Origin of the sequence: Chryseobacterium sp. S0630 (assembly GCF_024158915.1) — a bacterium.
Classification (GTDB): Bacteria; Bacteroidota; Bacteroidia; order Flavobacteriales; family Weeksellaceae; genus Chryseobacterium.
The window spans coordinates 1-26259 of sequence record NZ_JAMZGF010000067.1 but is presented as its reverse complement, the minus strand read 5'-3'; the positions used below and the strand labels follow the sequence as shown (position 1 = coordinate 26259).

The 26259-nt window shown below is 35.5% G+C and carries 30 protein-coding genes; 5 read left to right on the top strand and 25 right to left on the bottom strand.

The genetic code is table 11. The annotated features are described in order from the left end of the window. Positions 1-217: 217 nt before the first annotated feature. From murC to mraZ, 11 genes are all read right to left on the bottom strand, one after another. On the bottom strand, positions 218-1576 hold the full coding sequence (gene murC, locus NK356_RS20975; protein WP_034693902.1) for a UDP-N-acetylmuramate--L-alanine ligase: 1359 nt from the start codon (positions 1574-1576) through the stop codon (positions 218-220). A gap of 131 nt (positions 1577-1707) precedes the next feature. Next, a complete protein-coding gene (locus NK356_RS20970; protein WP_034693901.1) occupies positions 1708-2001 on the bottom strand; it encodes a GIY-YIG nuclease family protein in 294 nt (97 codons plus the stop codon). A 102-nt stretch (positions 2002-2103) separates the two neighbouring features. Further along, positions 2104-3198: an undecaprenyldiphospho-muramoylpentapeptide beta-N-acetylglucosaminyltransferase gene (gene murG / locus NK356_RS20965; protein ID WP_034693900.1), complete on the bottom strand. Its 1095-nt coding sequence runs from the start codon at positions 3196-3198 to the stop codon at positions 2104-2106. A gap of 1 nt (position 3199) precedes the next feature. After that, on the bottom strand, positions 3200-4438 hold the full coding sequence (locus NK356_RS20960) for an FtsW/RodA/SpoVE family cell cycle protein (protein ID WP_047421942.1): 1239 nt from the start codon (positions 4436-4438) through the stop codon (positions 3200-3202). Positions 4439-4460: 22 nt separating this feature from the next. Further along, positions 4461-5798: a UDP-N-acetylmuramoyl-L-alanine--D-glutamate ligase gene (gene murD / locus NK356_RS20955; RefSeq protein WP_253317965.1), complete on the bottom strand. Its 1338-nt coding sequence runs from the start codon at positions 5796-5798 to the stop codon at positions 4461-4463. A 62-nt stretch (positions 5799-5860) separates the two neighbouring features. Then, on the bottom strand, positions 5861-7102 hold the full coding sequence (gene mraY, locus NK356_RS20950) for a phospho-N-acetylmuramoyl-pentapeptide-transferase (RefSeq protein WP_114819545.1): 1242 nt from the start codon (positions 7100-7102) through the stop codon (positions 5861-5863). Between the two features lie 71 nt (positions 7103-7173). After that, positions 7174-8634 carry a UDP-N-acetylmuramoyl-L-alanyl-D-glutamate--2,6-diaminopimelate ligase gene (locus NK356_RS20945; protein WP_253317964.1) on the bottom strand — a complete coding sequence of 487 codons (1461 nt, stop codon included), beginning with the start codon at positions 8632-8634 and terminating at the stop codon, positions 7174-7176. 45 nt (positions 8635-8679) lie between these two features. Further along, positions 8680-10671, bottom strand: coding sequence for a penicillin-binding transpeptidase domain-containing protein (locus NK356_RS20940; RefSeq protein WP_034693893.1), 1992 nt, complete (start codon positions 10669-10671; stop codon positions 8680-8682). Continuing rightward, entirely contained in the window at positions 10655-11020 is a 366-nt protein-coding gene (locus NK356_RS20935) for an FtsL-like putative cell division protein (protein ID WP_034693891.1), read from the bottom strand. Before NK356_RS20935 ends, NK356_RS20940 begins: the two co-directional genes overlap by 17 nt. A gap of 98 nt (positions 11021-11118) precedes the next feature. Beyond that, on the bottom strand, positions 11119-12012 hold the full coding sequence (gene rsmH, locus NK356_RS20930) for a 16S rRNA (cytosine(1402)-N(4))-methyltransferase RsmH (RefSeq protein WP_034693889.1): 894 nt from the start codon (positions 12010-12012) through the stop codon (positions 11119-11121). A gap of 51 nt (positions 12013-12063) precedes the next feature. Next, positions 12064-12522, bottom strand: a complete 459-nt coding sequence (mraZ, locus tag NK356_RS20925) for a division/cell wall cluster transcriptional repressor MraZ (RefSeq protein WP_041461948.1) — start codon at positions 12520-12522, stop codon at positions 12064-12066. Positions 12523-12794: 272 nt separating this feature from the next. On the opposite strand from mraZ, the gene NK356_RS20920 reads away from it, so the two are divergent. The 3 genes from NK356_RS20920 to NK356_RS20910 all read left to right on the top strand — a co-directional run bounded on the left by NK356_RS20920 (position 12795) and on the right by NK356_RS20910 (position 14684). Further along, entirely contained in the window at positions 12795-13556 is a 762-nt protein-coding gene (locus NK356_RS20920) for an alpha/beta fold hydrolase (RefSeq protein WP_253317963.1), read from the top strand. 62 nt (positions 13557-13618) lie between these two features. Further along, positions 13619-14242 carry a ribosome biogenesis GTP-binding protein YihA/YsxC gene (gene yihA, locus NK356_RS20915; RefSeq protein WP_034694211.1) on the top strand — a complete coding sequence of 208 codons (624 nt, stop codon included), beginning with the start codon at positions 13619-13621 and terminating at the stop codon, positions 14240-14242. Next, positions 14235-14684, top strand: coding sequence for a GNAT family N-acetyltransferase (locus tag NK356_RS20910; protein WP_253317962.1), 450 nt, complete (start codon positions 14235-14237; stop codon positions 14682-14684). Before yihA ends, NK356_RS20910 begins: the two co-directional genes overlap by 8 nt. 60 nt (positions 14685-14744) lie before the next feature. Here NK356_RS20910 and NK356_RS20905 read toward each other — a convergent pair whose 3' ends face one another. The 14 genes from NK356_RS20905 to NK356_RS20840 form a co-directional block, all read right to left on the bottom strand. Further along, a complete protein-coding gene (locus NK356_RS20905; RefSeq protein WP_253317961.1) occupies positions 14745-15629 on the bottom strand; it encodes a hypothetical protein in 885 nt (294 codons plus the stop codon). Positions 15630-15638: 9 nt separating this feature from the next. After that, positions 15639-16979 carry an ABC transporter permease gene (locus tag NK356_RS20900; RefSeq protein WP_253317960.1) on the bottom strand — a complete coding sequence of 447 codons (1341 nt, stop codon included), beginning with the start codon at positions 16977-16979 and terminating at the stop codon, positions 15639-15641. Between the two features lie 6 nt (positions 16980-16985). Continuing rightward, positions 16986-17393: a hypothetical protein gene (locus NK356_RS20895; RefSeq protein ID WP_253317959.1), complete on the bottom strand. Its 408-nt coding sequence runs from the start codon at positions 17391-17393 to the stop codon at positions 16986-16988. Positions 17394-17398: 5 nt separating this feature from the next. Further along, entirely contained in the window at positions 17399-17800 is a 402-nt protein-coding gene (locus tag NK356_RS20890) for a DUF6804 family protein (RefSeq protein WP_253317958.1), read from the bottom strand. Positions 17801-17810: 10 nt separating this feature from the next. Beyond that, the gene (locus tag NK356_RS20885; RefSeq protein ID WP_253317957.1) at positions 17811-18026 is read right to left on the bottom strand and encodes a TM2 domain-containing protein; all 216 of its coding nucleotides are present in this window, start codon (positions 18024-18026) and stop codon (positions 17811-17813) included. 3 nt (positions 18027-18029) lie between these two features. Next, positions 18030-18656: a PH domain-containing protein gene (locus tag NK356_RS20880; RefSeq protein ID WP_253317956.1), complete on the bottom strand. Its 627-nt coding sequence runs from the start codon at positions 18654-18656 to the stop codon at positions 18030-18032. A 15-nt stretch (positions 18657-18671) separates the two neighbouring features. Beyond that, positions 18672-19199 carry an SH3 domain-containing protein gene (locus NK356_RS20875; RefSeq protein WP_253317955.1) on the bottom strand — a complete coding sequence of 176 codons (528 nt, stop codon included), beginning with the start codon at positions 19197-19199 and terminating at the stop codon, positions 18672-18674. A gap of 2 nt (positions 19200-19201) precedes the next feature. Continuing rightward, positions 19202-20272, bottom strand: a complete 1071-nt coding sequence (locus tag NK356_RS20870; RefSeq protein ID WP_253317954.1) for a type I restriction endonuclease — start codon at positions 20270-20272, stop codon at positions 19202-19204. 3 nt (positions 20273-20275) lie between these two features. Then, positions 20276-20614 carry a YegP family protein gene (locus tag NK356_RS20865; protein WP_253317953.1) on the bottom strand — a complete coding sequence of 113 codons (339 nt, stop codon included), beginning with the start codon at positions 20612-20614 and terminating at the stop codon, positions 20276-20278. A gap of 70 nt (positions 20615-20684) precedes the next feature. Next, positions 20685-20855, bottom strand: coding sequence for a hypothetical protein (locus NK356_RS20860; protein WP_168802030.1), 171 nt, complete (start codon positions 20853-20855; stop codon positions 20685-20687). A 137-nt stretch (positions 20856-20992) separates the two neighbouring features. Continuing rightward, positions 20993-21658 (bottom strand): response regulator, encoded by a 666-nt coding sequence (locus tag NK356_RS20855; protein ID WP_253317952.1) that lies wholly within the window; start codon positions 21656-21658, stop codon positions 20993-20995. Positions 21659-21775: 117 nt separating this feature from the next. After that, complete coding sequence (locus NK356_RS20850; protein WP_253317951.1) at positions 21776-22438, bottom strand: response regulator; 663 nt, start codon at positions 22436-22438, stop codon at positions 21776-21778. Positions 22439-22448: 10 nt separating this feature from the next. Continuing rightward, entirely contained in the window at positions 22449-24083 is a 1635-nt protein-coding gene (locus NK356_RS20845) for a tetratricopeptide repeat-containing sensor histidine kinase (protein ID WP_253317950.1), read from the bottom strand. A gap of 55 nt (positions 24084-24138) precedes the next feature. Beyond that, on the bottom strand, positions 24139-24327 hold the full coding sequence (locus NK356_RS20840) for a hypothetical protein (RefSeq protein WP_253317949.1): 189 nt from the start codon (positions 24325-24327) through the stop codon (positions 24139-24141). A gap of 398 nt (positions 24328-24725) precedes the next feature. Here NK356_RS20840 and NK356_RS20835 point away from each other — a divergent pair, with 398 nt between their 5' ends. Both NK356_RS20835 and NK356_RS20830 read left to right on the top strand, forming a co-directional pair. Beyond that, positions 24726-25517, top strand: coding sequence for a hypothetical protein (locus NK356_RS20835; protein ID WP_253317948.1), 792 nt, complete (start codon positions 24726-24728; stop codon positions 25515-25517). A 234-nt stretch (positions 25518-25751) separates the two neighbouring features. Next, positions 25752-26147 (top strand): RagB/SusD family nutrient uptake outer membrane protein, encoded by a 396-nt coding sequence (locus NK356_RS20830; RefSeq protein WP_367399320.1) that lies wholly within the window; start codon positions 25752-25754, stop codon positions 26145-26147. Positions 26148-26259: the final 112 nt, after the last annotated feature.

Below are 26259 nucleotides of genomic sequence, written 5' to 3'. Positions count from 1 at the left end.
ATTTATTTTTCATATTTTTTTTCTGCCACTATGGGCACAAATCAATTTTATTTTTCCGTTCGCAAGCACGTTTCACTTAGCTACGGCTATCAATTGAATAAGTTGTTATTAATAAATTAATTATGTTTTTAATAAATCTGTTGTATTCTCATTTGCTGAGTGAAACGCCTTTGCGAACGATTTTACATTTTTTTCTTCGCGAGCATTGCGTTTATACTCAAATTTTCTCAATCCATTCACAGATAGGGTCATACAGGGTATCTATATTTCCTGCGCCTACGGTAAGGAGGATATCAAAATCTTTCTCTTTTATTTTTTCAAAAGCATCGGATAAAGTCGATACTTCTTTTTTATCTAATGTTACTTTGTCCAACAGCCAGCTTGAAGTGATTCCTTCAAAATTTTCCTGAAGTTCTCTTGCAGGGTAAATGTCGAGAAGGATAAGCTCATCTGCTTTGCTCAAACTTTCAGCAAACCCATCTGCGAAATCTCTCGTTCTGCTGAAAAGGTGAGGCTGGAAGGTTACCAATAGTTTTTTGTCAGGATAAAATGTTCTGATTGAGCTCATTACAGCATTGATTTCTGTAGGGTGGTGAGCATAATCATCAATGTAAATTTTACCGTTTTGATAAATATGTTTGGTATATCTTCTTTTAATTCCTTTAAAATTGGCAATTGCTTTTTTCAGCGTATCAAAATCTGCGCCTAAATTATGCAGAATAGCCAGTGCTACAGTGGCATTTTCCACATTATGAATTCCCGGAATTTCCCAGACAAAATCTTTTATTGTTTCCGTTGGAGTATGGAAGTCAAAATAAATTTTATCATGTTCCATACGCAGATTGTCTGAATAATAATCTGCCGGCTCATTCACTGCATAAGTTTGATGCCCTCTGCCAATTTCCAGTCCTTTTCTTACAAAAAGTTGTTTGTCTTGAGGAACTAAAGCTGCAAACTGTCTGAACCCTTCTTCAATATGGTTGATGTCTCCATAAATGTCCAGATGATCCGCATCTGTAGAAGTTACTACTGCCCAGTCCGGAGATAAATTCAGGAAGCTTCTGTCATACTCATCTGCTTCTACTACAGAATACTTGGAACCATTGTACAGGAAGTTGGATTTAAAGTTTTCAGAAATTCCTCCCAAAAAGCATGAGAAAGGAAGATCCGCTTCTTTGCACAAATGGGCCACAAGGGTAGATGTAGTGGTTTTTCCATGAGTTCCTGCAATAGCGATACAATCTGTATTTTCAGTAATTAAGCCTAAAACTTTAGCACGTTTTAAAACTTCAAACTGATTTTGATTGAAATAATCCAGTATTCCAAGCGTTTTGATGGCTGGAGTATAAATGACTAAGGTATCTTCTTTCTGAAGGGAAGTAATCCTTTCATCAATAATATCTTCAAAAACAATATCAATGCCTTCATTCATCAGGTTCTGAGTAAGTTTTGTATTGGTTTTGTCGTAACCCAATACTTTTTTTCCGGATGCATTGAAATAGCGTGCCAATGCACTCATTCCGATACCTCCGATTCCAACGAAGTAAAAAGTTTGATATGTTTGTAAAATGTTCATTTATATTTTAATCTTTAATGACTCTTGAATAATTTCAGAGTTGTTTATATTCTAAAGCTTTCCTCAACTAACTTAATGACTCGTTAATGCATTACATTTTAACAGTGTCAGGCTGAGCTTGTCGAAGCCTTCTAATCTTTCATCCTATTTTTTGATAACATTGGTAATAAATCCCAGTTATCATTTATTATTCCTTCCTTCTTTTTTCTACTCCAGCCTTTAATTTGTTTTTCAAAGCTTATCGCTTGAGTGACATCATTAAATTCATGGTAGAAAACAAGTTCTACAGGTTTTCTTGTATACGTGTAACTTTCAGGATTTAAACCGTCATTATGTTCAGTAATTCTTCTTTCCAAATCGTTGGTAAAGCCTGTATAATAGGAGTTATCCGAACATTTTACAATGTATACATAATATATTTTCATTCATTTGTGTTTGCTTACTGGCCCTTCGACAAGCTCAGGGTGACAGCTCTAATACTAACTGATTTATTTATGTCAGGCTGAGCTTGTCGAAGCCTTTCCTGATTATTTTATCACTTTAAAAATCTCGTCTACAATCTCTTTTGCGGCGTTTGGCTTGGCAAAATATTTAAGATGGTCAGACATTTCGTTTCTTACCCTTTCATTCTCGCAGATTTCTGATAATGTATTCCAGAATTTTTCCTGCATTTCAGAGTCTTTCACCATTCTGGCTGCATTTTTTTCAACCAGGTTCATGGCATTTTTAGTTTGATGGTCTTCCGCTGCAAAAGGGAAAGGAACCAAAAGCACCGGTTTTTGCGCCACAGCCAACTCTGAAATGGCAATAGCTCCGGCTCTGGAAACAATGATATCAGCTGCGGAATAGGCCAGTTCCATGTCTTTGATGAATTCTTTCAAATGAATGGAAGCTGGAAGCTGGAGGTTGGAAGACAATTCTTTGTAATCCAACTTTCCTGTTTGCCAAATTAATTGATATCCTTTTTCTTTCAGATTTTCAATATTTTCTTTCCATGCATTATTCAATGTTCTGGAGCCTAAAGAACCTCCTACAGACAAAATCGTAAGTTTGTCTGTATTCAATCCCATTTTTTCTTTTGCCTGAGCGGTATCCTGCATTCCTGAAACAATATTCTCACGAATCGGATTTCCAAGGAATTTTATTTTCTCTGCCGGAAAACCTTCTACTTTTGGATACGCTGTGAAAACGGCTTTCGCTTTTTTGCTTAAAATTTTATTGGTTACTCCTGCATGGGCATTCTGTTCCTGTATGAAAATGGGAATTCCCATTTTGCTTGCTTCATAAAGAGCGGGTCCGCTGGCAAATCCTCCGGTTCCTACTGCAAAATCAGGGGCGAAGTCTTTGATAATCCTTTTAGATTTTGATAAACTTTTCAGAATCTTGAAAGGCAGTCCCAGGTTGGATAACAAGTTTCCTCTGTCTATTCCTGCAATATCAATTCCTTCAATTTTATAGCCTGCCTGTGGAACTTTTTCCATTTCCATTTTCCCGTTGGCACCAATGAACAAAAATTCTGCATCAGGAAATCTTTTTCTGATTTCATCAGCGATGGCAATGGCCGGGAAGATGTGTCCTCCGGTTCCGCCGCCTGATAATAATATTTTTAATTTTTTGTCCATTTTAAGCGATATCGTTTATTTCTGCTATACTTTGTTTTTTGCCCATTCCTTCTTCATCATAAATCTGAATTCTGGAGCTTATATTTAAAATAATGCCTAACTGCAGATAGGTTACCAGCATTGAGGTTCCTCCGTAACTGATCAAAGGCAGCGGCTGTCCTGTCACCGGGATCAGGTTCACTGCAACGGCAATATTTACCGAAAGCTGAATGAATATCATCACCCCGAGACTGAGCACGAGCAACGATCCGAAGAAAGCCGGCATTTTGCTGGCAATCATTACGATTCTGATCATCATAATCAGATATAAACTGATCAGGAAGGCAGCTCCAATCACTCCGTATTCTTCTACGATAACCGCGAAAATAAAGTCGGAGGCAGATTGGGGAAGCATTTGTTTCAAGGCACTTTTTCCTGGTCCCATTCCGGTAATTCCACCATGTACGATGGCTGCTTTGGCTTGCATTACCTGATAGTTTTTCGCTTTTACACTTTCATCATCTACATCGGCTGATTTTGCTTTGCTTGAGGTAAATGTTTCTACACGGCTCATCCATGTATGAACACGGTTTCCGCCAATCATATTCGTATTCAGTGCTATTAATAAAAATAATACAATGGCTACGAATGAGGCAGAAATAAACCCTGCAATGTATTTCCAGTGAAGCTGCCCTATGACAAGAACCACAACGGAAACCATTAGAATCATTAATGCTGTGGAACCATTATCTTTGGCTACCAATACAAAAACAAGCAGTATAGGGCCAAAAATATACATGATATTCTCTATAGGAAGCCTTTCTCTGGTGATCTTCTTGGTTAAATATCTGCACAGATAAATGATGAGCATTAAAAAGGCAAATGAGGAAGGCTGGAAAGAGATTGGTGTTCCCGGAATTTTCAGCCATCTGGAAGCACTGGCTCCATCAATGGTTTGTCCGGTAAACATGGTAACAATCAACAGAACTATCATAAGGCCGAGCAGGATGCTGCTGAGCTTTCCGATGTATTCATATTTTATGGTTCCTACCAGTCTCATAATTGCTAATCCCAGGACTACAAAGAACATATGTTTGATAACATGACCTGTTGTGGTCCCGTTATTCACGATGTATTCAAGATTTGAACTTGCAGAGTATACAGGGAAAATAGAGAAAATGGAGATCACAAGGATGACCATCCAAAGTACTTTATCGCCCTTTAGAAATTCGAATCTGCTTTCTGTGTTCTGTTCGTCCATATTTAATGCTATTGGCTAATGGCTAATGGCCATTGGCATTTAATACCTGTTCTTTAAACTGGCGTCCTCTGTCTTCATAGCTTTTGAACAAGTCAAAGCTTGCGCAGCATGGAGATAATAAAACAGTATCGCCTTTTTTAGCCAGTGATTTTGAAATTCTCACTGCTTCTTCCATGCTTGAAGTATCATAAATAACTTCTTTTTTGTCTTTAAAGAAATCGATGATCTTCTTGTTATCTACTCCAAGGCAAACGATTGCCTTTACTTTTCTTTTAACTAAATCTTCAATTTCGGTATAGTCATTTCCTTTATCTAATCCACCAACAATCCAAACGGTTGGTGTTTTCATACTTTCTAAGGCGTAGTAAGTAGCATTTACATTGGTTGCTTTACTGTCGTTGATATATTTTACGCTATCAATTTCAGTTACAAATTCCAATCTGTGTTCTACGGCCTGGAATGTCATCAATGAATGTCTGATGCTTTCATTGTTGATTTTTAAGATCTTACCGGCAATAGAAGCTGCTAAGCTGTTCGCTACATTGTGGTTTCCTAAAAGAGACAATTCATCAACTTTCATTGCGAATTCGTCTTTCATTTTTACTATAATCTCATCTGCGTTCACAAAACCTCCTTCAGGTAACTTCTCTTTGGTTGAGAAAGGAATCATTTTAGCTTTTATTTCAAGCTTTTCAAGAAGATTCTTACTCATTTCATCATCTTTATTGTAGATGAAGAAGTTGTCGTTCTCCTGGTTTTCTGTTATTCTGAATTTAGCTAAAGCATATTCCTCATAATTGTAGTTGTACTGATCCAGGTGATCCTGAGACAGGTTTAACAATAAAGAGATATACGGTCTGAAATTCTGAATATCATCCAGCTGGAAAGAGCTTACTTCCAATACATAATATTCATGGTTTTCATCTGCAACCTGCTTTGCAAAGCTATATCCGATATTTCCTCCTAGACCTACATTCAATCCGTCATTTTTCAGGATATAATAGATCAGGGAAGTTGTGGTTGTTTTTCCGTTGCTTCCGGTAATGGCAATGATTTTTGCGTCTGTAAATTCAGAAGCAAATTCAATTTCAGAGGAAAGTCTGATTCCTTTTTCATGAATTTTATTGATGATGTCTGCCTTTTTCGGAATTCCCGGGCTTTTTACGATCCAGTCAGCATTTAAAATCCTTTCTTCATCGTGGTTTCCTTCTTCAAATTCAATTTCATTATCGGTAAGAAACTGCTTATAGTTATCCTTAATGGCACCTTTATCTGAAAGAAATACTTCCAGACCTTTCTTTTTGGCCAAATAAGCAGCTCCGCATCCGCTTTCTCCACCTCCTAAAACAACTATTTTCATATTATAAAAGCTTTATGCTATAGGCTTTAAGCTTTACGCTTATTGCTTACAGCTTTTAATTTTTATCTCATTTTTAATGTGATCAGACATACAATAGCCAATATTACTCCGATGATGATCATTCTGTTCACGATTTTACTTTCGTGGAATCCTTCTTTCTGATAATGATGGTGTAATGGTGACATTTTGAATAGTCTATTGTTTTGGGCATATTCCAACCCGTATTTTCTTTTTCTGTATTTGAAAACAACTACCTGAAGCATTACAGACAGGTTTTCAATTAAGAAGATTCCGCATAATACAGGAATCAGCAATTCTTTTCTTAAAATGATGGCTAAAACGGCAATTACTCCTCCCAGCATTAAACTTCCGGTATCTCCCATGAAAACCTGTGCAGGATAGGTGTTGTACCAGAAGAATCCGATCACGGCACCTACCATTGCCACGGCAAAAATGGTGGTTTCTCCCATATTCGGAAGGAACATGATATTGAGATAATCTGCAAAGATGATGTTCCCTGAAAGATATGCGAAAAGAGCCAGCGTGAGCAGTATAATGGCACTTGTTCCGGCTGCCAGACCGTCAATTCCATCTGTGATATTGGCTCCATTTGAAACAGCTGTTACAATGAAGATCACGATCGGAATAAAGACAATCCATGCCCACTCATGGGCATCTTTATCATTCATCCAAAATAAAATTCCGCTATAATCGAATTCATTATTTTTGGCAAATGGAACGGTAGAAACAGTAATTTTTTCAGTAGGCATAAAGTTTTGCTCTACATTGTTCCTGTTCACCACTTTAGCATCTGCATATTTTCTTTTTACAGTAATATCCGGGTGGAAATACATTGTAATTCCGACGATTAGCCCTAAACCAACCTGTCCTACAATTTTGAATTTACCACTTAAACCGTCTTTATTTTTTTTAATCTTCTTTAAATAATCATCAAGAAAACCAATTGCTCCCATCCAGAACATTGAAACCAACAGCAAAACAATATATACATTGGTAATTCTTGTAAAAAGCAATACCGGAATGATGGTTGCCAAAATAATGATAAGCCCTCCCATGGTAGGAGTTCCTTCTTTTTGTTTCTGTCCATCCAATCCCAGATCACGTACCAATTCTCCCATTTGTTTTGTTCTCAGATAATTGATTACTCTTTTTCCGTAGACAAGAGCAATAATCAATGAGAATAATACAGCCATTCCGGCACGGAAGGAGATGTATTTCAACATTCCTAATCCCGGAACGTGAATTCCATGGTTGGTTAGATATTCGTATAGATAGTATAGCATAGTTTCAATTGTTAATAAATGATCATTGATAATTGATTAGAGCAGTTATTATTTCAATTATCACTTGTAATTTATTTGCTCATTAATTTCCAGAACTCATTAATTACTTCTTTGTCGTCAAAATGGTGTCTCACACCATTGATCTCCTGATAAGTTTCGTGCCCTTTTCCGGCAACTAAAACGATATCTTTGGGTTCTGAAAACTTTATGGCCATTTTTATAGCCTCTTTTCTATCCGGAATTGAAGTGTATTTGCTGAAGTTCTGAGGTTCAACTCCTGCTTCAATTTCTTTGATGATCTGTGCAGGATCTTCTGTTCTCGGATTATCTGAAGTGATGATTGCCAAAGTTGATTTTTTGGTGGCAATATTTCCCATTTCAGGTCTTTTGGAGTGATCTCTGTCTCCTCCACAACCGAATACAGTGATTAATCTTTCGTTTTTGGTTCTGATATCGTTGATGCTGTCCAGAATGTTTTCCAAAGCGTCTGGAGTGTGTGCATAGTCTACGATAAAGAAAATTCCACCATCGGATTTGAAAGTTTCAAATCTTCCGGAAACTCTTTTTAATTTGCTGATAGCCTGAAGAATTTCATCCTGCTCGAAACCTAGTTCTTCAGCAATTCCGAATACAAGCAGCAAGTTGTATACATTGAATTTTCCGGTTAATGTCGTCCAGAATTCTTTTCCGTTGAAATTCAACAGCATTCCGTTGAAATCTACTTCCAATAATTTCCCGTGATAGTCTGCCATGGTTTTCAATGCATAAGACTTCTTTTTAGCCTTAGTGTTCTGAAGCATGACGTTTCCATTTTTGTCATCTACATTGGTGATGGCAATGGCTGTATCTTCTAATTGGTCGAAGAATCTTTTCTTAGTTTTTAAATATTCTTCGAAAGTTTTATGATAATCTAAATGATCATGAGTAAGATTGGTAAAGCCCGCTACTTTGAAATGTAATCCTTCAATTCTGTTTTGGGCAATTCCGTGTGAGCTTACTTCCATGAAGGCAAATTCACAACCTTTTTCTACAGCCTCGGCCAGAATCCTGTTGATCGTAATCACATCAGGAGTTGTGTGGGTAGCCGGAATAATTTCTTCACCAATTCTGATTTCAACAGTAGAAAGTAAAGCGGCTGGATATCCAAGGTTTTTAAAAACGTCAAAAAGAAGGGTAGAAACAGATGTTTTTCCATTCGTTCCCGTAACTCCTATCAGTTTTAACTTCTCTGAAGGGTTTCCATAGAAGTTAGAAGCAAGATGGCCTAAGGCTTTAGATGAATCTTTTACCTGAACATAGGTTACATTTTCCACCAATGTTTCAGGGAATTCTTCGCAAACAATTGCGGCAGCTCCTTTTTCAATAGCAGATGCAATGAATGAATGACCATCCACCACTGTTCCTCTCATGGCAATGTAAAGAGAGTTTTCTGTAACTTTTCTGCTGTCGATCACCAATTCAGTCACCTCACGGTTGTTATCACCGTGAATTTCCAATACTGGGATTCTGTTTACTAATTCTGTTATTATCATCTTTATCAATAAGGCATTGCCTTATTCTGTTTTAAATCCTTGTTTTTAATTCTGCAGAGACAAATAAATTCTCTGGTTCTTACTAATCGTTGTGCCTTCCAGAGGGAATTGTTCTTTAATTCTTCCTACTCCTTTATAATCGACACGGTAGCCTAAGTTTTCCAGCTGCGGGATTACATTTTTCCCGATTAATCCTACCACATTAGGCATTTGCTTATCATTGACTGCTACTTTAACATTAGGCTCAACCATTTTGCTCAGGTTAACCTTTTTGTCTACCAGCATTTCTTTTTCAATATTCTGAGGCGTTTTCAGGAATGTTTTTCCTGCAATTTCTTTAAACACCGGTGCTGAAACGGAACCTCCATAAAATCCTTTTGCGGTATTGGGCTCGCTAATCATGACATAGCATGTATATTTTGGAGCGTCAGCCGGATAGAATCCTGCAAATGATGCACGATATTTCATTGGGCCAGGCAGCCAGTATTCAAATCTTGCGGTACCTGTTTTTCCAGCCATTTTCAGGTTGGGAGTAAAGATGCTTCGTCCTGTTCCTTTTTCTACCGCTTTGGTTAAAGCACTGGTCATCATTTTAATGGCTTTTTCAGAAGCCATTTTGTTCACCATTACTTCAGGTTTCGCATTGTACATTACTTTACCATCTTTCATGATTTTATCAATGAATAAAGGCTTAAGCATTTTTCCTCCGTTGGCCACGCCGTTGTAGAAGGTTGTCAACTGCAGCAGGTTAATGTTGGAAGAATATCCGTAAGAGATAGAAGCCAGTGTTGCTGCATTCCATCTTTTATTCTGTGGAGTTACGATCTTAGGTTTTGTGATTCCCGGAAGCTCGATATCCATTTTGTCGAATAGTTTCCAACGTTTCAGGTGGTCAAGGAAAATCTGAGGCTTTTCTGCATAATATTTTGTGATCAGTTTTGACGTTCCTACGTTACTGGATTTCGCCAATACATCACTGATATCATAGGTTCCTCCTCCGTGGCCGTCAGAGATTCTTTGTTTTGCATAGACCCAAACTCCGTTTCCTACGTTTACCGTTGTGTTTTCATCGATGAATCCATCATCCATTGCTGCCAGAAGCGAAATGGTTTTAAAGGTAGATCCTGGCTCGATATTATCTTTCAGAGCGTAGTTGTAAGAGTCTTCGTATTCTCCTTCTTCTGTTCTTCTTAAATTAACAAGAGCCCGTACTTTTCCGGTTTCCACTTCCATCACAATGACAGTTCCGTGTTTAGCTTCGAAATTAATCAGCTGCTTTTCAAGGGCGGAATGCGCAATGTCCTGAATTCTAAGGTCTAACGTTGTATAAACATCTTCTCCGTCTACCGGTTCCTGAACTTTCCAGAAGTCGATCGGTTTCCATTGGGAAGAGTTGATTCTTTGCTCCAGTCTTTTACCGTCTGTTCCGGTTAAATATTTTGAGAAAGCACCTTCCAGTCCGGATTTAAGTTCTCCGTTATCCATACCGATAGTTCCGGCTCCGATTTCTGAAGTAGCCAATTCTCTTTTATAGTTTCTGTCAACAATAAATCCGCCTTTATTTTTTCCTCTTTTGAAGATCGGGAACTTTCGGATTCTGTCGTATTGATCGAAATCCAATCCTTTTACCAAGGTATAATACTGGTTTTTCTTTTTCTTCTGTTCGTCAAACTTCTGTCTGAATTCTCCTCTGGATTTTCCGAACATTTTGCTCAGGGAATCCGTCAGTGCTCCGATATTATTGGAGTACACCGTATCTTTCATTGTTTTGAAATCAAGATAGATGTCATATCTCATCACCGTTGTTGCAAGGATAGAACCGTCAGAAGCAAACAAGTTACCTCGGGCAGCTTTTAAAGTGGCTTCACGATAGTTTTTATTAATGTAATCATCTTTAATTTCCTGGACATTGGTATTCTGAAGAATAACAATCCTTGCCAAGAACATTACAAACACGCACAAAGCTACCACTGCAAAGAGGTAGCCCCATCGTAACGTTTTCTTACGTTTATTGTCGTATTCATTTTGCTTTTGCATCTGTACTGTCCAGTTTTATTAGCAATTTGTGAGGGTGGTTTTCCAGGGTCATCAATGAATCCCGGGCAACTTCTTTCCCCAGCTCTGATTCCATTTTTACTTTGATCAGCTTACTCTGGGCGTAAGCGTTTCGTGATTTGTATTCTTCTGTTTCTTCCTTTAAGGCGTTTACAATTTTTATTTTTTTATTGACGAGATGGTTGGTATAAATCATGGCCATCATCAGAACGAACAAGAGGAGAAAATACCTGTAATGTATTTTGATCTCATCACGATTCAGAAAGTTTCCTTTTATAATGTCTATAAAAGTGAGTCTTTTCTGGGGGCGATTTGTTGTTCTTTTAGCCAATTTATGATGTCAATTTGCTTTGTAGTGAATGTACGTTGTGTCAATGGTCAACTTATTTTGTTAAATGATTCATTCTTGACAATTCACTTATTCACATTTTATACTTTTATTCCTGTTCTCATCTTGGCACTTCTTGCTCTTGAGTTTTCTTCGATTTCCTGATCATCAGGAATGATTGCTTTACTCTTTATCAATTCGAATGCCTTTTTATAATTTCCGTAGATATCTCTTTCCGGTTCTCCTTCGAACATTCCGTTTTTCAGGAATCTTTTTACCAAACGGTCTTCCAGAGAGTGGTAAGAAATAACGACTAATCTTCCTTCCGGTTTTAAAACATTATAAGCCTGAACCAGCATTTCTTTCAATACTTCAAGTTCCTGGTTGACTTCAATTCTTATCGCCTGAAAAAGCTGAGCATAGAATTTATTAACCTTGTGAGGTGGAATGTAGCTGAACAATTTTTTCAGATCTTCCGTAGTATCTATACTTTTAGTTTTTCTGTGGTGAACAATTTCTCTCGCCAGCTTTCTTGCTTCTCTTAATTCTCCATAGTGATAGAAAAGGTCTGCAAGTTCGCTTTCTTCATATTCATTAATCACTCTTTTGGCATCCAGATTCTGCATTACATTCATTCTCATGTCCAAAGGAGCATTGCTTCTTGTAGAGAAACCTCTGTCTGCTTCATCAAACTGGTGAGAAGACACCCCTAAGTCTGCCAAAACACCATCCACTTGTGAAATGCCATACATCAGCAATGAGTTTTCCAGAAATCTGAAATTCTGATTTACCAATGTGAAACGTGGATCATCAATTGTATTTTTAAGTGCATCCAGGTCCTGATCAAAACTGAACAATCTCCCTTTGTCGGAAAGTCTGCTCAAGATTTCTCTTGAATGGCCTCCTCCTCCAAAGGTGCAGTCCACATATATTCCGTCAGGATTCGTCACCAAATCATCAACACTCTGCTTCAACAAAACGGGGTTATGATACATGCTTAATTGTGTTTTTTATTTACTATATAATCAATTAATAACCTACTACAGTTATTCTTCATCGAAAGAGCCCATCACATCTTCGGCAAGGCTTGCAAAATCTGCTTCGTTGGTAGCAATTACCTTTTCATAGGCATCTTTATCCCAAATCTCAAAGAGTTCTCCTGCACTGGTAATCACAATATCTTTCTGAAGATTTGCGAAAACCGTAAGGTCTTTAGAGATCTGTAGTCTTCCTGCATTATCCAACTCTACTGTTTTTACTCCTGCCGTAAACATTCGTATGAAATCAGCATTCTTTTTTATGAACCTGTTCAGTTTATTAATTTTACCCATCAGTTTGTCCCATGCATTCATAGGATAAACTTCCAGACAAGGTTGGAACACAGATCTTTTGACTACAAACGCCTTATCGTCGAAGTTTTCCATCTGTTTGATTAAAGATGAAGGAACTTTTAAGCGGCCTTTGTCGTCAATTTTACACTCATATGTCCCAATGAAATTTTTCATTTGGGACAAATTTATATAATAATTTCCAAAATTTCCCACTTTTTCCCACTTTTTGACTCAATGTTAATAAGTTTTATTAAAGATTGAATTTCAATAATGTAAAATGCTGATATGAAGACACTTGTTGAAAGTGCTATTTACGCCATAATAAAGCCGTTTTGAAAAAAAAAGTTAAAAAGCAGAATATTATATTATTTTTATCTTAAATTAGGATAATCAAAATTTTTTTGAGGTTTAATTTGTATTTTTGCAGGGCTTTATTAAGGCGTTTTATGATATTTAGTACAAAAAAAGAAAAGAAATATTCCTATGTAGAAGCGGGAGAAGGACATCCATTAGTGCTGTTGCACGGATTAATGGGTGGTTTGAGTAATTTCGATAAAATGGTAGATTTTTTTTCGGATAGAGGCTTCAAAGTATATGTTCCTCAGTTGCCGATCTATGATCTGCCGGTACTCAATACGAATCTTACCACTATTGCAAAATATATTATCAAGTTTATAGAAAGTCATATTTCTGGTCCGGTAACTATTGTAGGAAACTCAATGGGAGGCCATGTAGGACTTATATTGACTTTAGCAAGACCTGATCTGGTAAAGAATCTTGTTCTTACGGGAAGTTCCGGGCTTTATGAAAGAACTTTCGGAGACAGTTTTCCGAGAAAAAATGACCGTTCTTATATCAGAAAGAAAACGGAGGAAGTTTTCTACGATCCAAAGGTGGCAACAGAAGATCTCGTAGATGAAGTTTTCGGGGTAGTAAACGATAGAATGAAAGGAATAAAAACAGTAATGCTGGCAAGAAGTGCCATCAAACACAATATGCTGAATGATCTTCCGAAGATTGTGACACCTACCTGCCTGATCTGGGGTAAACAGGATAATGTTACTCCTCCTGAAGTGGCAGAAGATATGCACAAGTTTATTCCTAATTCCGACTTATTCTGGATTGATAAATGCGGCCATGCTGCCATGATGGAAAAACCGGATGAATTCAATGAGATCCTGTATAACTGGATAAAAGATAAAGTTTAAAACATATAAATGACCATTAAGAGCTTTTCTTAATGGTTTATTTTTCTAAAATACATTCAAAAATGATTATCAAGACAGCAGAGTTTGTAAAGAGTAGTGGAAAATGGCAGGAATGCCCTGAACCAAATATTCCCGAATATGCTTTTATCGGAAGGTCGAACGTAGGAAAGTCATCACTGATCAATGCAATGATGAATCACAAAGATCTTGCTAAAACATCACAAACCCCAGGAAAAACCCAGCTGATCAATCATTTTTTGGTGAATGAAAACTGGTATCTTACCGATTTACCAGGATATGGCTATGCAAAGGTTTCAAAAGTTCAGCGAAAAGATTTTGAAAAGCTGATCACCAATTATATTCTGAACAGAAGAAATCTGGTTAACCTTTTTGTGCTGGTAGATGTAAGACATACTCCGCAAAAGATTGATCTGGAATTTATCCAATGGTGTGGAGAAAGTGGAATCCCGTTCTCGATTGTCTTTACCAAGGCAGACAAACTAAAGCCGAATGCAGTGGTCAAAAACGTAGAAGATTATAAGGCTGAACTTCATAAAACATGGGAAGATCTTCCTGAACTGTATATCACCTCAGCAGAAAAGAAAGAAGGTGGAGATAACATTCTTAATTTTATACAGAAGACCAATGATTTTTTAACCCATAATAATATAAGTTTCGATGAGTAATATTGTCTGGAAAATCAAAACGTTTGATGAGTTTACTGTTCCTGAATTATACGCAGTACTAAAAGCCCGTATTGATGTTTTCGTGATTGAACAGAACTGTCCTTATCCTGATCTGGATAACTATGATCAGAAAGGTGTTCATATCTGGGCGGAAGAAGATGGACAGGTTTTGGCTTATTGCCGTGTATTTGACAAGGGGATAAAATATGATGAAACTTCCTTCGGCAGAGTTCTGACAACAGAGCAGGCAAGAGGGAAAAGTTTGGGAAAACAGCTGATACAATATGCTGTGGAAACTATAGAAAACCGTTTTCATACTTCTGAAATCAAAATATCGGCACAGGATTATCTTTTACGATTTTACAGCAGCTTCGGATTTGAAGATACTGGAAAGAAATATCTGGAAGATGATATTCCGCATACGGAAATGATAAGAAAATAAAAAAAGCGAGGAAATTTAATTCTTCGCTTTTTTGATAGTTAAATATATTGGAGTGTGTTTTTATTTTCCTGAAATTGTTTTTAATATAATGGGCTCCAGATTGGAGGGGAGATCAGCAGATTTGATCTGATACTTTTTAATTTTCATTTCTTTAAACCAATTTTCCCAATATTGCTTAATAACAGCTTCTTCAAAAGGGTTCCCTTTTTCAGGATTGATCCCAAGAACAATTACTTCTAAATTTTTGAGATCATCATTAGCTTTTACAAAGCCGTAGCCTTTTTTTTCAATAGTATTTTTAAAATCAGAGGTTGTCAGATTGTTAGCTTTTATGAGCTTGGTGGTTAGATAAGAGGTTTTGCTTCCTTCTGCAAATTTTGTGTTTTCATGGTACATATATCCGTCCGTCAAAATGAACAGAATATTTCTTTTATCTTGTTTTATGCAATAATCGTTGACTTTGTTTTTAAAGAATTCCCAAATATCTGAGCCTACAAATTTTCCATCTTTTATAGCTGACTGATAAATATTTAAAGGTAATTCAGCATATTTTTTATCTACGGAATCAAAATATCTTTTTGGAACATCTTTATTAAAAGAAACTTTCAGCTCTTTTGTGAAATCATTTATCTTAGGGTCAGAAGGTTCCGGATTGAAGAAAACCTGCATCTGATCATCATAGGTAATGATTTTCTTGGATTTAATATGATTGATGAATCCTTTTTCAATGGCTTTGATGTATTCCGCATCTCGCTGGTAATATTCCATTGTTGGGTTTGGATTTGTGTTAGGATCAATTCTGTCGGAAAGGTCAATTAAAATACTGACATTGATATTGTTTGAATCAACTTCTGGCGGGCAATTGGTGCAAGGCGGTGGCAGAGGTGGTTTTTTACAACAAGAAGCCAAAGATATAATGAATAATAAATAAAGTATCTTTTTCATAATTTGTAGTTATAAAGATGATAAATAAACTAAATTCTGATTGTCGGAATTAGCACCTACGGTTTCCAAATTCGTATTATAGGAGACAATGCAGTCATCAATCATTGTCTGTTTTTCCGTTCTTGATACGGCTATTTTTTCACCGATGAAGGTGATCCAGCCCTGAACATATTCCGAAGCATACAGTTTGTAATCTTTGGTTGGAATAATAACCCCGTCAATAATATTTTGAAGCTCTTCGATTCTTCCCCGGGTTTTGATAACAGTTTCTTTTATCGTTCCGATACTGGCTAGGATTTCTTCGATTTCTTTTTTCAAAAGATTGATCTTTTCCTGAAAAAATTCAACTCTCTTCTGCCTGATTTCCTGCTCGTTTTTGATCTTATCCTTTTCACGATGTTCTTTCATTACAAAATCGAAAACTACGCCCCAAATGATGTATACAATGAACCCGGCAAAAATAATTCCCCAAAACTGAATTTTCGTAAAAGCTATTTTAACATCAAATGGAGGAGATTCAAAAGTTTTATTTAATTCATATAATTTTGACTCAATTTCGTAGGCTAGAATAGAATCAAAAACAAAGGTTACAATAAATAATAAACCTAGTTTGATGTAATTGGCTCTCGTTTTATTTTCATTAAACATGTGAATCAAAAATCCCAATCCTAGAAATACAAATGGAATTAAAGTAACAAAAGCCCCTTCAATAGCTCCTTCATTCCAGGCTTTGCTGAAAGCTTGTGCATCTAAAACACTTTGAATAACTGTACTTTTTGCATCAAAGCTTTTAAAAAATGCGGAATACGAAGTTGAAATATAGAATGTTAATAAATATAAGCTTATAGGAATCAGAAGAATAAAACCTATCCAAAACTTTGCAGAGGCTCCTTTTGAAGCTTTTACATTATACTTTTCAGGATTTCTGGGAAGATCAAGAATTTCAGCTTTTAAATTTTCAATAGTATGCTGATGATTTTCAACTTCTTTGTTTTTATTTTTTAACTGTTCCTCTTTGGTCTCCTGTGAAACAAATAAAGCTTTGACCTCAGTTTCCCGATTTTTCTGTTCGTTAATGTATGCTTCTTTAAGCTTTTGTTGCTTTTCTACCATTTCCTTTTCTTCGTTCTGAAATTTGGAATAAACGGCATCCAGGCATATGGATAGGGTAGAATGGTTTCCGTTGGTTCGCGAACTGTCTCTGTAACCGGATTCATGATAAGTTCTCTTTCTGGTTTCTTCCAGAGATTCATCAGTAGGGTTGTCCTTATTTGAGGGAAGCGGTTCCGGTTTGGGTTCTATCGGAACGGATTTGAGTTTGAATAAATTTTTTATACTGGCGGTGTCCATGATGAGTTAATTTTTTAATTCATATAAAATTTCACTTTTGTTCTTTCCGATTCTTACGGCTTCAATGAGATAGTCTACAATTGCCATTACATTTTCTTCCAAAAAGCCAAACATCAGAACGTATTTTTGCATTGCAGAATATTCGTTTGGCGAAACAATTCCGTCTGCCCAGATCATTACGGTGAGATCATATAAATAATCTACTTTCTCCTCAATAGTCTGTGGTACCAATGATTTTAAATTGATGGGATTTAAAAGGATTTCATCTAAATTTTTGGATGGAATTCCCCTTTCTTCTGCACATTTGTAGAGCATTTTTAATTCTAATGCACTGAAATCATCATCGCAGATAGCCATTTGATACAACCTTAAAAAATGGGCTTTGAGATTTTCCGTTATATGATTGTTTTCCATGATGGTTATTCTTCTTTTGGTTTTTTAGGATTAATAATTCTGTCTCTTGAAACAGTTCTTTGGTGAATGGGTATTGAAGGTTCTGTGGCTTCTTCGGTAATTTTTTCTTCTTTTTTTTGTTCTTTTCTTTCTATGAAATTGATCAATAAGAACAGAACTCCCGTTATGGTATCAATAGGGATCCAAATACTTTTTCGATACAAATAAATGGGGAAAACAGGATTGAAAAGAATAAGAATGATCAGAAAAATTATACTGAAATAGTGTTGCTTAAAGCTTAAAGTATTGTATAAAACCAATAAAGCTCCGATGGAAATTAGAATTCTGAGGAAAGTATAATATTCTATAGGAAGTCTGAAAATACCGATGAAACAACATAACGCACAGAAGGTGAGAAATGGTTTCATAATACTTGTTTTAAAATCCTGTGTTAAAATTATATTTATTGTTAAAGCGACTTTCAGACATAAAAATAAATACGAAGAAATCAAAAAAAGCAATTAATGCAGGAATGAATGTCCAACAAAATACCAGATAAAGTATTCCCATACCATTTTGACCTAAGTAAAATCGGTGAATGCCTAATCCTCCCAAGAAAAAAGCAAGTAATGTGGCGGTAGATTTTGATTTCATAATTTAAACTCTTGATAAAACTTCGTTCTTTTTTATTTCAAACTCTTCAGGAGAAATTATTCCATTTTCCTTCAGGTCTTTTAACTTCTGCAATAAGGCAAAAGGATCTTCATTTTCAATTAGTAATGGCTTTTTTTCCTCTTGAAACTGCTGAGGCTGTGTGATAATAGGGGTAGCATTGTTGACGGTAACCCCACCTGCTGAAGCTCTCAGAGTTTCAAGATTTTTTTCTCTTCTCAGGCCACGCATTCTTTCTTCTACTTCCTGAGCAAACTGGTATAGTTTTCTGGCTTGGTTTTTAGGGAGATAATCCATCATATTGGTGAAGTTGTTTGTTGTTTTCATGATAAACGAAGCGCCCACAATTCCTTCTTTGATGTGGCAATCGGCTATATCTACCCAGCTGTAATCCTGAAAATCCATTGATAAGCCAAAATTTTTGGGCCTGCAGAAAATAATTCTCCTGTTGGTTAGAGCAATACAATCTGGAGATAAATTGATTACAGGTTTCTTCTGAACAGCTATGTATTCTACAACTTCTTGTGAAGTAAGAAGACTGTTTATCCTTCCTAAAAGCTTTTCAACAGCCTGAGGATCCTGTTCTTCATTTAAAAAATTCTTTAAGTTCATACTATTTTGTTTTGATTATTTTACATCTTTATAATAAACATATCCTGTTTTTCCACTTGATTTGACTTGTACTTTGTACCACGAGCCTTCTTTGGAAAGTTGAATGAGCTTGGCTTTTTTAGGCACCGTTGCTATTATTTTAGATTTTAGAGATGTTTTCTCGTAAATATTTGTTGCTTCTATTCCTGCAATGTATCTGATGTTGGAATTAATATTGAAATTAACTTCATCAATAAATACTTTTGGAGGTTTACTTGATTTTGTTTTGGAAGATTTATAAGAATCAGAAGGTTTGTATTTTCCAGACTTACTTTTTTTATTGGAACTGCTCGATGATGAGCTTCTTCCGGAAGATCCGCCTCCACAAACTCCACAGGTTCCACCGCCACTACAGTGCCCACATCTTGAGCAGTTGGAGCAAGCCGTGCAATAGGAAGAACCTGTACATCTTCCGCCGTGTTCTGCATTGTCATTGGCTTTCAGACAAGAATTTAAAAGAAATAAGCTGAAGGTCAATATAATGAAAGGGATTAGCTTTTTCATGGTTAATTGTAATTTTCCAGCGTCTGATGAAGCTGATTCCTGTAATTATAGATTTCATCCAGAGTAGTCAATAAAATCTTTTCTCCTGCTTCTTTACCATTGTGAAAAGTCTCCAGATATTTATTTGCTGTATTAAAGTGTAGTCTGCAAATCGGTTTTCTATTGTTATCATCCAGCAAAACTCCGAAATATGAAAGCGTATCTCTGTAAGCAATTCTGGATGACGGAATTTTCTCTCTCAGGATTGCTTTTACAATTTGAAAGCCTTCCAATTCTTCTTCCGTTGTTACAGTTTTAGAATCATTATTTTCATCGATGGGTTGTGATGTTTTTACATTGTCTTCTCTTTTTTCTATTTGTTCATTAATGCTTAATGCAGATTTTAAACGGAAGCTGATGGATTCATTTATAGAAGTTGTTAAAGCTTTTTTAGCATATTCTTTGAAAGAAACCATTCTGTTGGCTGTTAAGGGCTTTTCAAAGAAACGGTTCACTAATAGTTTTACCAGTTCATCAGATGGGTTTTCGATCTCTTTTTCAAATTCTTTTCTAATGGCTTTGATGTATTTTAATGCTTCTGCAGAATCGAGAATATTCTCCAGATTATAATCTTTCTTCGTGAAGCTTTCCAGAATTTTAATGGAACTATCTTTTAAATCCTCAATATTAATGGTGAAGAAAGGTTTTTCATCCATAATATTGGGTTTTTCAAGATCTGTATAAAAGTTATACACTATACCATTGGTCAAAACTCCGAATCTTGTTTTAGAAACATGATAATATCTGTGAAGCTGCGAATTGTGGGCATCTGCGCTTTCCTTCCAATGTTTGCATTCAATAATGAAGATAGGTTCATCATTATTTTTGATCACATAATCTACTTTTTCTCCTTTTTTCGTGCCAATGTCACAAATGTGTTCAGGAATAACTTCCGTAGGATTGAAGATATCATAACCCAGAATTTGTATGAAAGGCATTACAAAGGCATTTTTTGTAGCTTCTTCCGTTCCTATCTGTTCCTTCAGTCCAATTACTTTCTGATGTAACTGATCAAGTTTAATTTTGAGATCCATAGTTTATTTTTTTAAAGTTTCATCAACAATTTCTGCTGTTGGAGCATTTGATTTTACGGAAGCAATACCGTTTTCCATTCCAGATTTTGAACTGTACATTTGACTGTTTCCGATAATTTCACCGTTTCTTGCTTTTAACACGAAATAATCTTTTCCGTTTTTCGCTACTCTTCTGTCATATCTTGAAAGGTCCTGTGAATTAAATTTTACGGATTCAATTCCTTTCTGACAGGATGCTTTCTGAACATATCCTTCGCTTGTTAAAATAATTTCGCCATTTCCTGCCTTCAGATTAAACTGATACTCGTTGTTGATTCTTTGTGTGATGATAAATTTTCCCATGATTATTATTTTTTATTAATTAAAATCCAGCGATTACTTTTATTAATAATCGCTGGAAATAAAAGTTTAGTTAAGCGTACTGAATTAATTCCCAAGTAACAGCTTTCCCATCATAAGGAGGCATTCTATTCCCTTTTGAAATTGGGGCTGTTGTAGAAGGATTTCCAACAACTTTCCAAACTCCAGATTCAGGACAGTTTTCTCCTGTCTTTGCTTTTGTTCCTAATGGTTTTCTTTCCATTGTAAAATTTTTATTGGTTTAACAGTCCAAAAATATGAGCATTAAAATTCTGTCCATTACGGGTTTCCGTAAAATGGGCGAAAAAATAAAAAACCTTCCAAATTTTTTGAAAGGTTCTAAGTGAAATGAATTGTTTTTTATATAATTCCGATGTCCTTGCAGAAGGCTACCAGCTGTTCGTTGCTGTTTATTTCGAGGTCTTCTTTCAGACTGTTTAATCTTTTCTCAACGCTGCTCAGGCTGGAGGGTTTAATATTCCTTTCGTCCAAATGAGCGGGAATGTTTTTCTGTAAAATTCCTCTAGAAAGAAGGGAGACAAGGGTGATGTCAAAAGTAGAAAACTCATAGCTGTTAAACTTTTTCATATCCTGCTTCAGATCAAAAGATAAATAATTTTCGCCAATGTATACAGAGGCAATCGACTTTTTTAAGTCTTTTGAATCATTTCTGGCTTTACGAACATAACCGTTAATTTGGTAATCTGAAAAAAGATTTTCTATGACCCCCGTTTTATGCTCTGCCGAAAATACAATGACTTTTAAATCAGGCTGAATCTCTTTTGATTTTTTAATAAGATCTTTTCCGTCTTTAAGATTCTGTTTATGATGGTCATCTTCATAATAAAGATCTGTAATCAACAAGTCATAAGGATGTTCTTCCCGTAAAGCTTTCTGTATTTTTCCTATGGCATCATCACAATAATATACATAATCAACGTTGGGAATATTCAGATCCTCAAGGGTTTTCTGAACAGAAATATTGATGCTTTCATGGTCTTCGGCAATTAAAACTTTTTTGAACATGGTTATACGGTTTAATTTAAAAAAATAGGTTAAGACCTCAAAAGTATAGTCATTTATTATCTCATCATTACGTGATCCCGTAAATAAAGCGAAAAATATTCTTTTCAGCAGATTTAATCAGATGAGGCCAATATCTTTACAGATTACGATCATTTCAATATTGTTTTTTGCGCCAAGACTATCCCGAAGTTCATTCAATCTCTTTTCAATAGACCTGATGCCGTAAGGTATCATTCGATGTTCTTTCAGATAGCTGCTTATTTCACTTTGTTTGTGTCCTTTGGCAAGCAGCTCAATTAATTTCATATCATACACATCAAATTCAGAAGAAATATGACGCATTGTATTCAAAACTTCCTGAGGAATTACGGTTTCTCCATTAAAGATTTTCCGTATTGTACTTTTCAGGTCCTGCCCGTCACGCCTTGCCTTGCTTACAAACCCGTCAACCTGATATATCTTGTACAGATCATCAATTATTTTGGCTTTCTTTTCTACAGAAAATACAACTATTTTTAACCCCGGCTGAACCTTTTTTACCTCAGAAATAAGCTCCTGTCCGGAACGAAGTCGCTGAGGAATATGATCTTTTTCAAACGACAGATCGGCAATAAGAAGATCGTAAGGACTTTTCTTTTCCAAAGATGTTTTGATCCTGCTTAAAGCTTCATCACAATACATTACATAATCAAAATCAGGGATATTTAATTCTTTTATCGTGTTCAGGATTCCCTGGTTCATTATTTCCTGGTCTTCAACGATTAAAACTTTTTTGAACATGACTATATGATTAGGAAACAGGGAATGAAAGATTTACCTTCAGTCCTTTTTCAATTTTTGTGTCAAAAGTAATGGTTCCGTTAATTGCTTCCATGCGGGATGCCGTATTACGCAGCCCATTTTTATAAATAAGGTCTCCGGAAATTCCTATTCCATTGTCTTTGTATTGAATTTCAACAAGGTTGTTTGTGTTTTCAAACTTCACGGCCACATGGCTGGCCTGGCTGTGTTTTTTCATATTTACCATCAGTTCACGAATCATCTGATAAATTTCCTCTTTTACTGTAGCAGAAATCGGTTCCCAAATTCCGGGATTATTCCCCGCTGTAAAGGTTTTTACAGACTCACTATTAAAGGATGCGATAAGTTCTGAGATTACTTTACTGAACTCTTTTTCCTCACCAATTTTATCATAGGAAATATCTCTTGATTTTTCATACACAAATTCCAGTTCGTCAAGGGCATTATCACGGTTAAAATCTTCCTGGTTCTCAATCTTTGTCATCACCTGATAAATCCCATTGGCAACCACATCATGAACCTTTTTAGACATTTTGAGCTGGGTGTTTTTTATTTCAATTTCTTTTTCTTGTTTTAATTTTAATTGTCTTCTTCTGTAACCAATTACGATAAATATTATTGCAACAATTAATGCAGCCACTCCAAACAGAAGTTTTAAAATATTATTATCCTTTTCTATATTTTCTCTTTTGAATTTTTCAGAATCATATCTTTCTAAAGCAAATTGATTTTTAGATTTATTTCTAGCTGTTTCTAAGCTATCCTTCAAATTTTGATATTGCTTGAAGGTTGTTTTTATATTTTCAGGTTCTTCTAATTGTATTATTTTTTGGAGGGCTTCTAATTTATCATCAGGACTATTATTAACTGAGGCGGTCTGGAACATTTTTTTTGCATAAAAAAGAGCTGTTATGGTGTCTCGATCCTCAAAATATTCTGTTAGATGAGAAAAGCTTGCATTTAATCCATCATTATCTTTCAGTTTTTCTCGAATTTGAAAAGCTTCATTTAGCTCATATTCAGCATCGTATTGAGCATTTTGTTTAAATTTTGCAAAAGCTAAATTGTCATAAACTTTAGAGAAAATAATAGACTTTTTCTCCATATTGGAAGATAAAATGCTATTGTAAATATTAATTGCCCTGTTGTATTCTTTCAAATATACATATGAAACGGCCATATTGTTAAGAAGAGTGAAGCGCTTAATTGAATCTTGAGCATATACTGAAGCCTGATTGTAAAATTCTGCTGCTCTTTTATAGTCTTTTAATTTTTGGCAAGAAATGCCAAGATTATTGTAATTGGAAACAATTTCTACCGAATCTTTTTTTTTATCTAGGAACTTGATCGCTGATAGAGCTGTTTCTTGAGCTCCATAGTAATCTCCAGCTTCACATTGGATGATTCCCATAAGTACTAAACAATTGCCTGCGTAAGAAGGATATCCTTTTTGAATAAAATCATCTTTTGCCTTATTAAAATACTTAAATGCACTGTCTTTTTTTGATGCCTCTAAGTAATCATACCCTTTATCGTAATTTATTCGATCAGTTACTGATGGCTTTTTTCTTGAGCAAGAAAGTAAAAGAGATAAGATTAATAGTAAAGTTATATGAGCTTTCAATGTTTTTTTTCAAATTTAATAAAAAAAGCGAAAGATAATCCTTCCGCTTTCTCTGTTATTTTCTTGGAGGTATTATTTGTCCTGTTTCTCCTCCCGTATCGCTTTCCCCTGTCTCTCCTGTACCTGTAGATTCTCTCTGAGATTGTGTGGTTACAGAAGTTGGGTTATTATCATTTGCTGTTGTTGCATTAGTATTATTGGTTGAGAATGCTAAACCGAATAGCATTAATATAATTTCTAACATGGGTCAAAAAATTTATTGTTAAAGCATTCGTATTCTTCCCTGCGAAGCAGATCGCAGACAGTGTTATACGGTAAAAAAAATTGAAGCGCTTCTAAATTTTTTGGGAAGTGAACCTTCAAAAACGGAGGAGAAACATCTGCTTCCCAACCCGGAGTTTTCCTCCGTTTTATCTGGTGGTTTTTGAAATCAGGTTTTTTAGATTTAATTTTTTGTTCCTGATTTCTTTTACAAATATCTGATAGAAAATCCTGAATATTAAGACAGGCGATTGACAGATGGAAATGATGTAAGTTGTTGGTTTTTACGGAAAACCGCAATTTTTATGTCTTGTTTCTGTCTAATTTGGACAGCAAATAATTAATACCTGAAAAATTATGTATGAGAAGAAAAGATTTTTAATGAAAACTGTATTCGAGACAGCAAAAAAAGAGCTTCCACGAGGGAGTAAAAATTCTGTTTCTGGTTATTTGAGTTCTCTTTTTGAAGAACGATATGATTTTAAAAGAGATGAAAGGTCATATACAAGATATTATACAAGTCTAGTACAAGAAAATGAAGATTATAATATTGACGATATTGCTTTAGATTGCCTAAGTAAGTATATAGGATATAATAATTTTATTGACTTTTGTGATCGAGTAAGTCTTGAAGGAGAACATGCAACAAATACTTTTGGTTTAAGCTTTAAAGATATATCTGATAAATTTCAACAAATAATTATTACTGTATCGCCAACTTGGCCATTACCTGATTTTATGAAAAAAAATGGATTAGGTATTTTAGAAATGACCTTTATTTTATTTCTCGTTACAGGAGGTGTTGTTTTTTCTAATAATAAAAATTCTAAATCTATAGGTTTTACTTCGGGCTGGGGTTCTTCTGCTATTGATAAAGCGTATATGTATTGGGATAAGGATAAATATATGGCAACTGATAGCAGTTCTCTAGGCTCTCAAGTGGAGATAGTTCCGATGAACCAATATATGTTTAAATATTTCAAAAAAATTATGAGACCGGACACATTGACTGTTGCAAATTCCTTAGGAAAAGTGTGGTATAATAAAAGTAATAATCATGTAGAGTTCTTTACAAGTTTTGGAAAGCACCCTGAAAGTGAAAAGACATTAAGAGATGTTTCTGAAAGAATATTAGAAAATTATGCAGGACAAAATGCAGAACTAGAAGAATAACCTTCCTTCACAATTATTTAAAATTCCATTAAAACAATTCCCCCGTCCATTCCTGTAATTTCGTCTTATTTTTAAGATGAATAAACCAATAGTCTCCGTTTTATTGTTGATAAGTACGTTTTTCTCAGCGCACAACGCTTGCTGCAGATTTTACTCCGGAGCTTAATTTTGATAATCCTTCAGAAGCGGTATTCACACAGGCTCAGATCAACAGAGGAGTAAGAAATTTCAAGTTTGAATTTGATCCTGGTTACGGAAACAACGGAACAAGCGGAATGGGTGTTCCATTATACAGATTATATGATAAAAGCTGAAGCTTTCCTGAGAAATGGTAATATATCAGCAGCTTTGTCGGATGTCAATAAATTAAGAACAACAAGAACAAATGATGCTTTAAAGAATAATGCCCCCGGAGCTGCACTTACTTCTCTGGATGAGAATACTCTACTTAAAGAATCCGGATATGAATTGTATTGGGAAATGTACCGAAGAAAGGCAATGATCAGATTCGGAAAATTTGATTTACCGGGAACAGCAAAAGCAGCTACCCAGCCTTACAGAAGAATTTTCCCTATTCCTCAGGCAACTCTTGATGCCTCAAAGGATTTTACTCAAAACCCGGGATATTAGTTTTTTCATATAAACAATTATTTTGCGTAAACAAGAAGAAGCCGTCTCATTTTCCTTGAGGCGGTTTTTGTTTATAAACTACCCATATTATTTTTTTAGGATGATTTTTTTG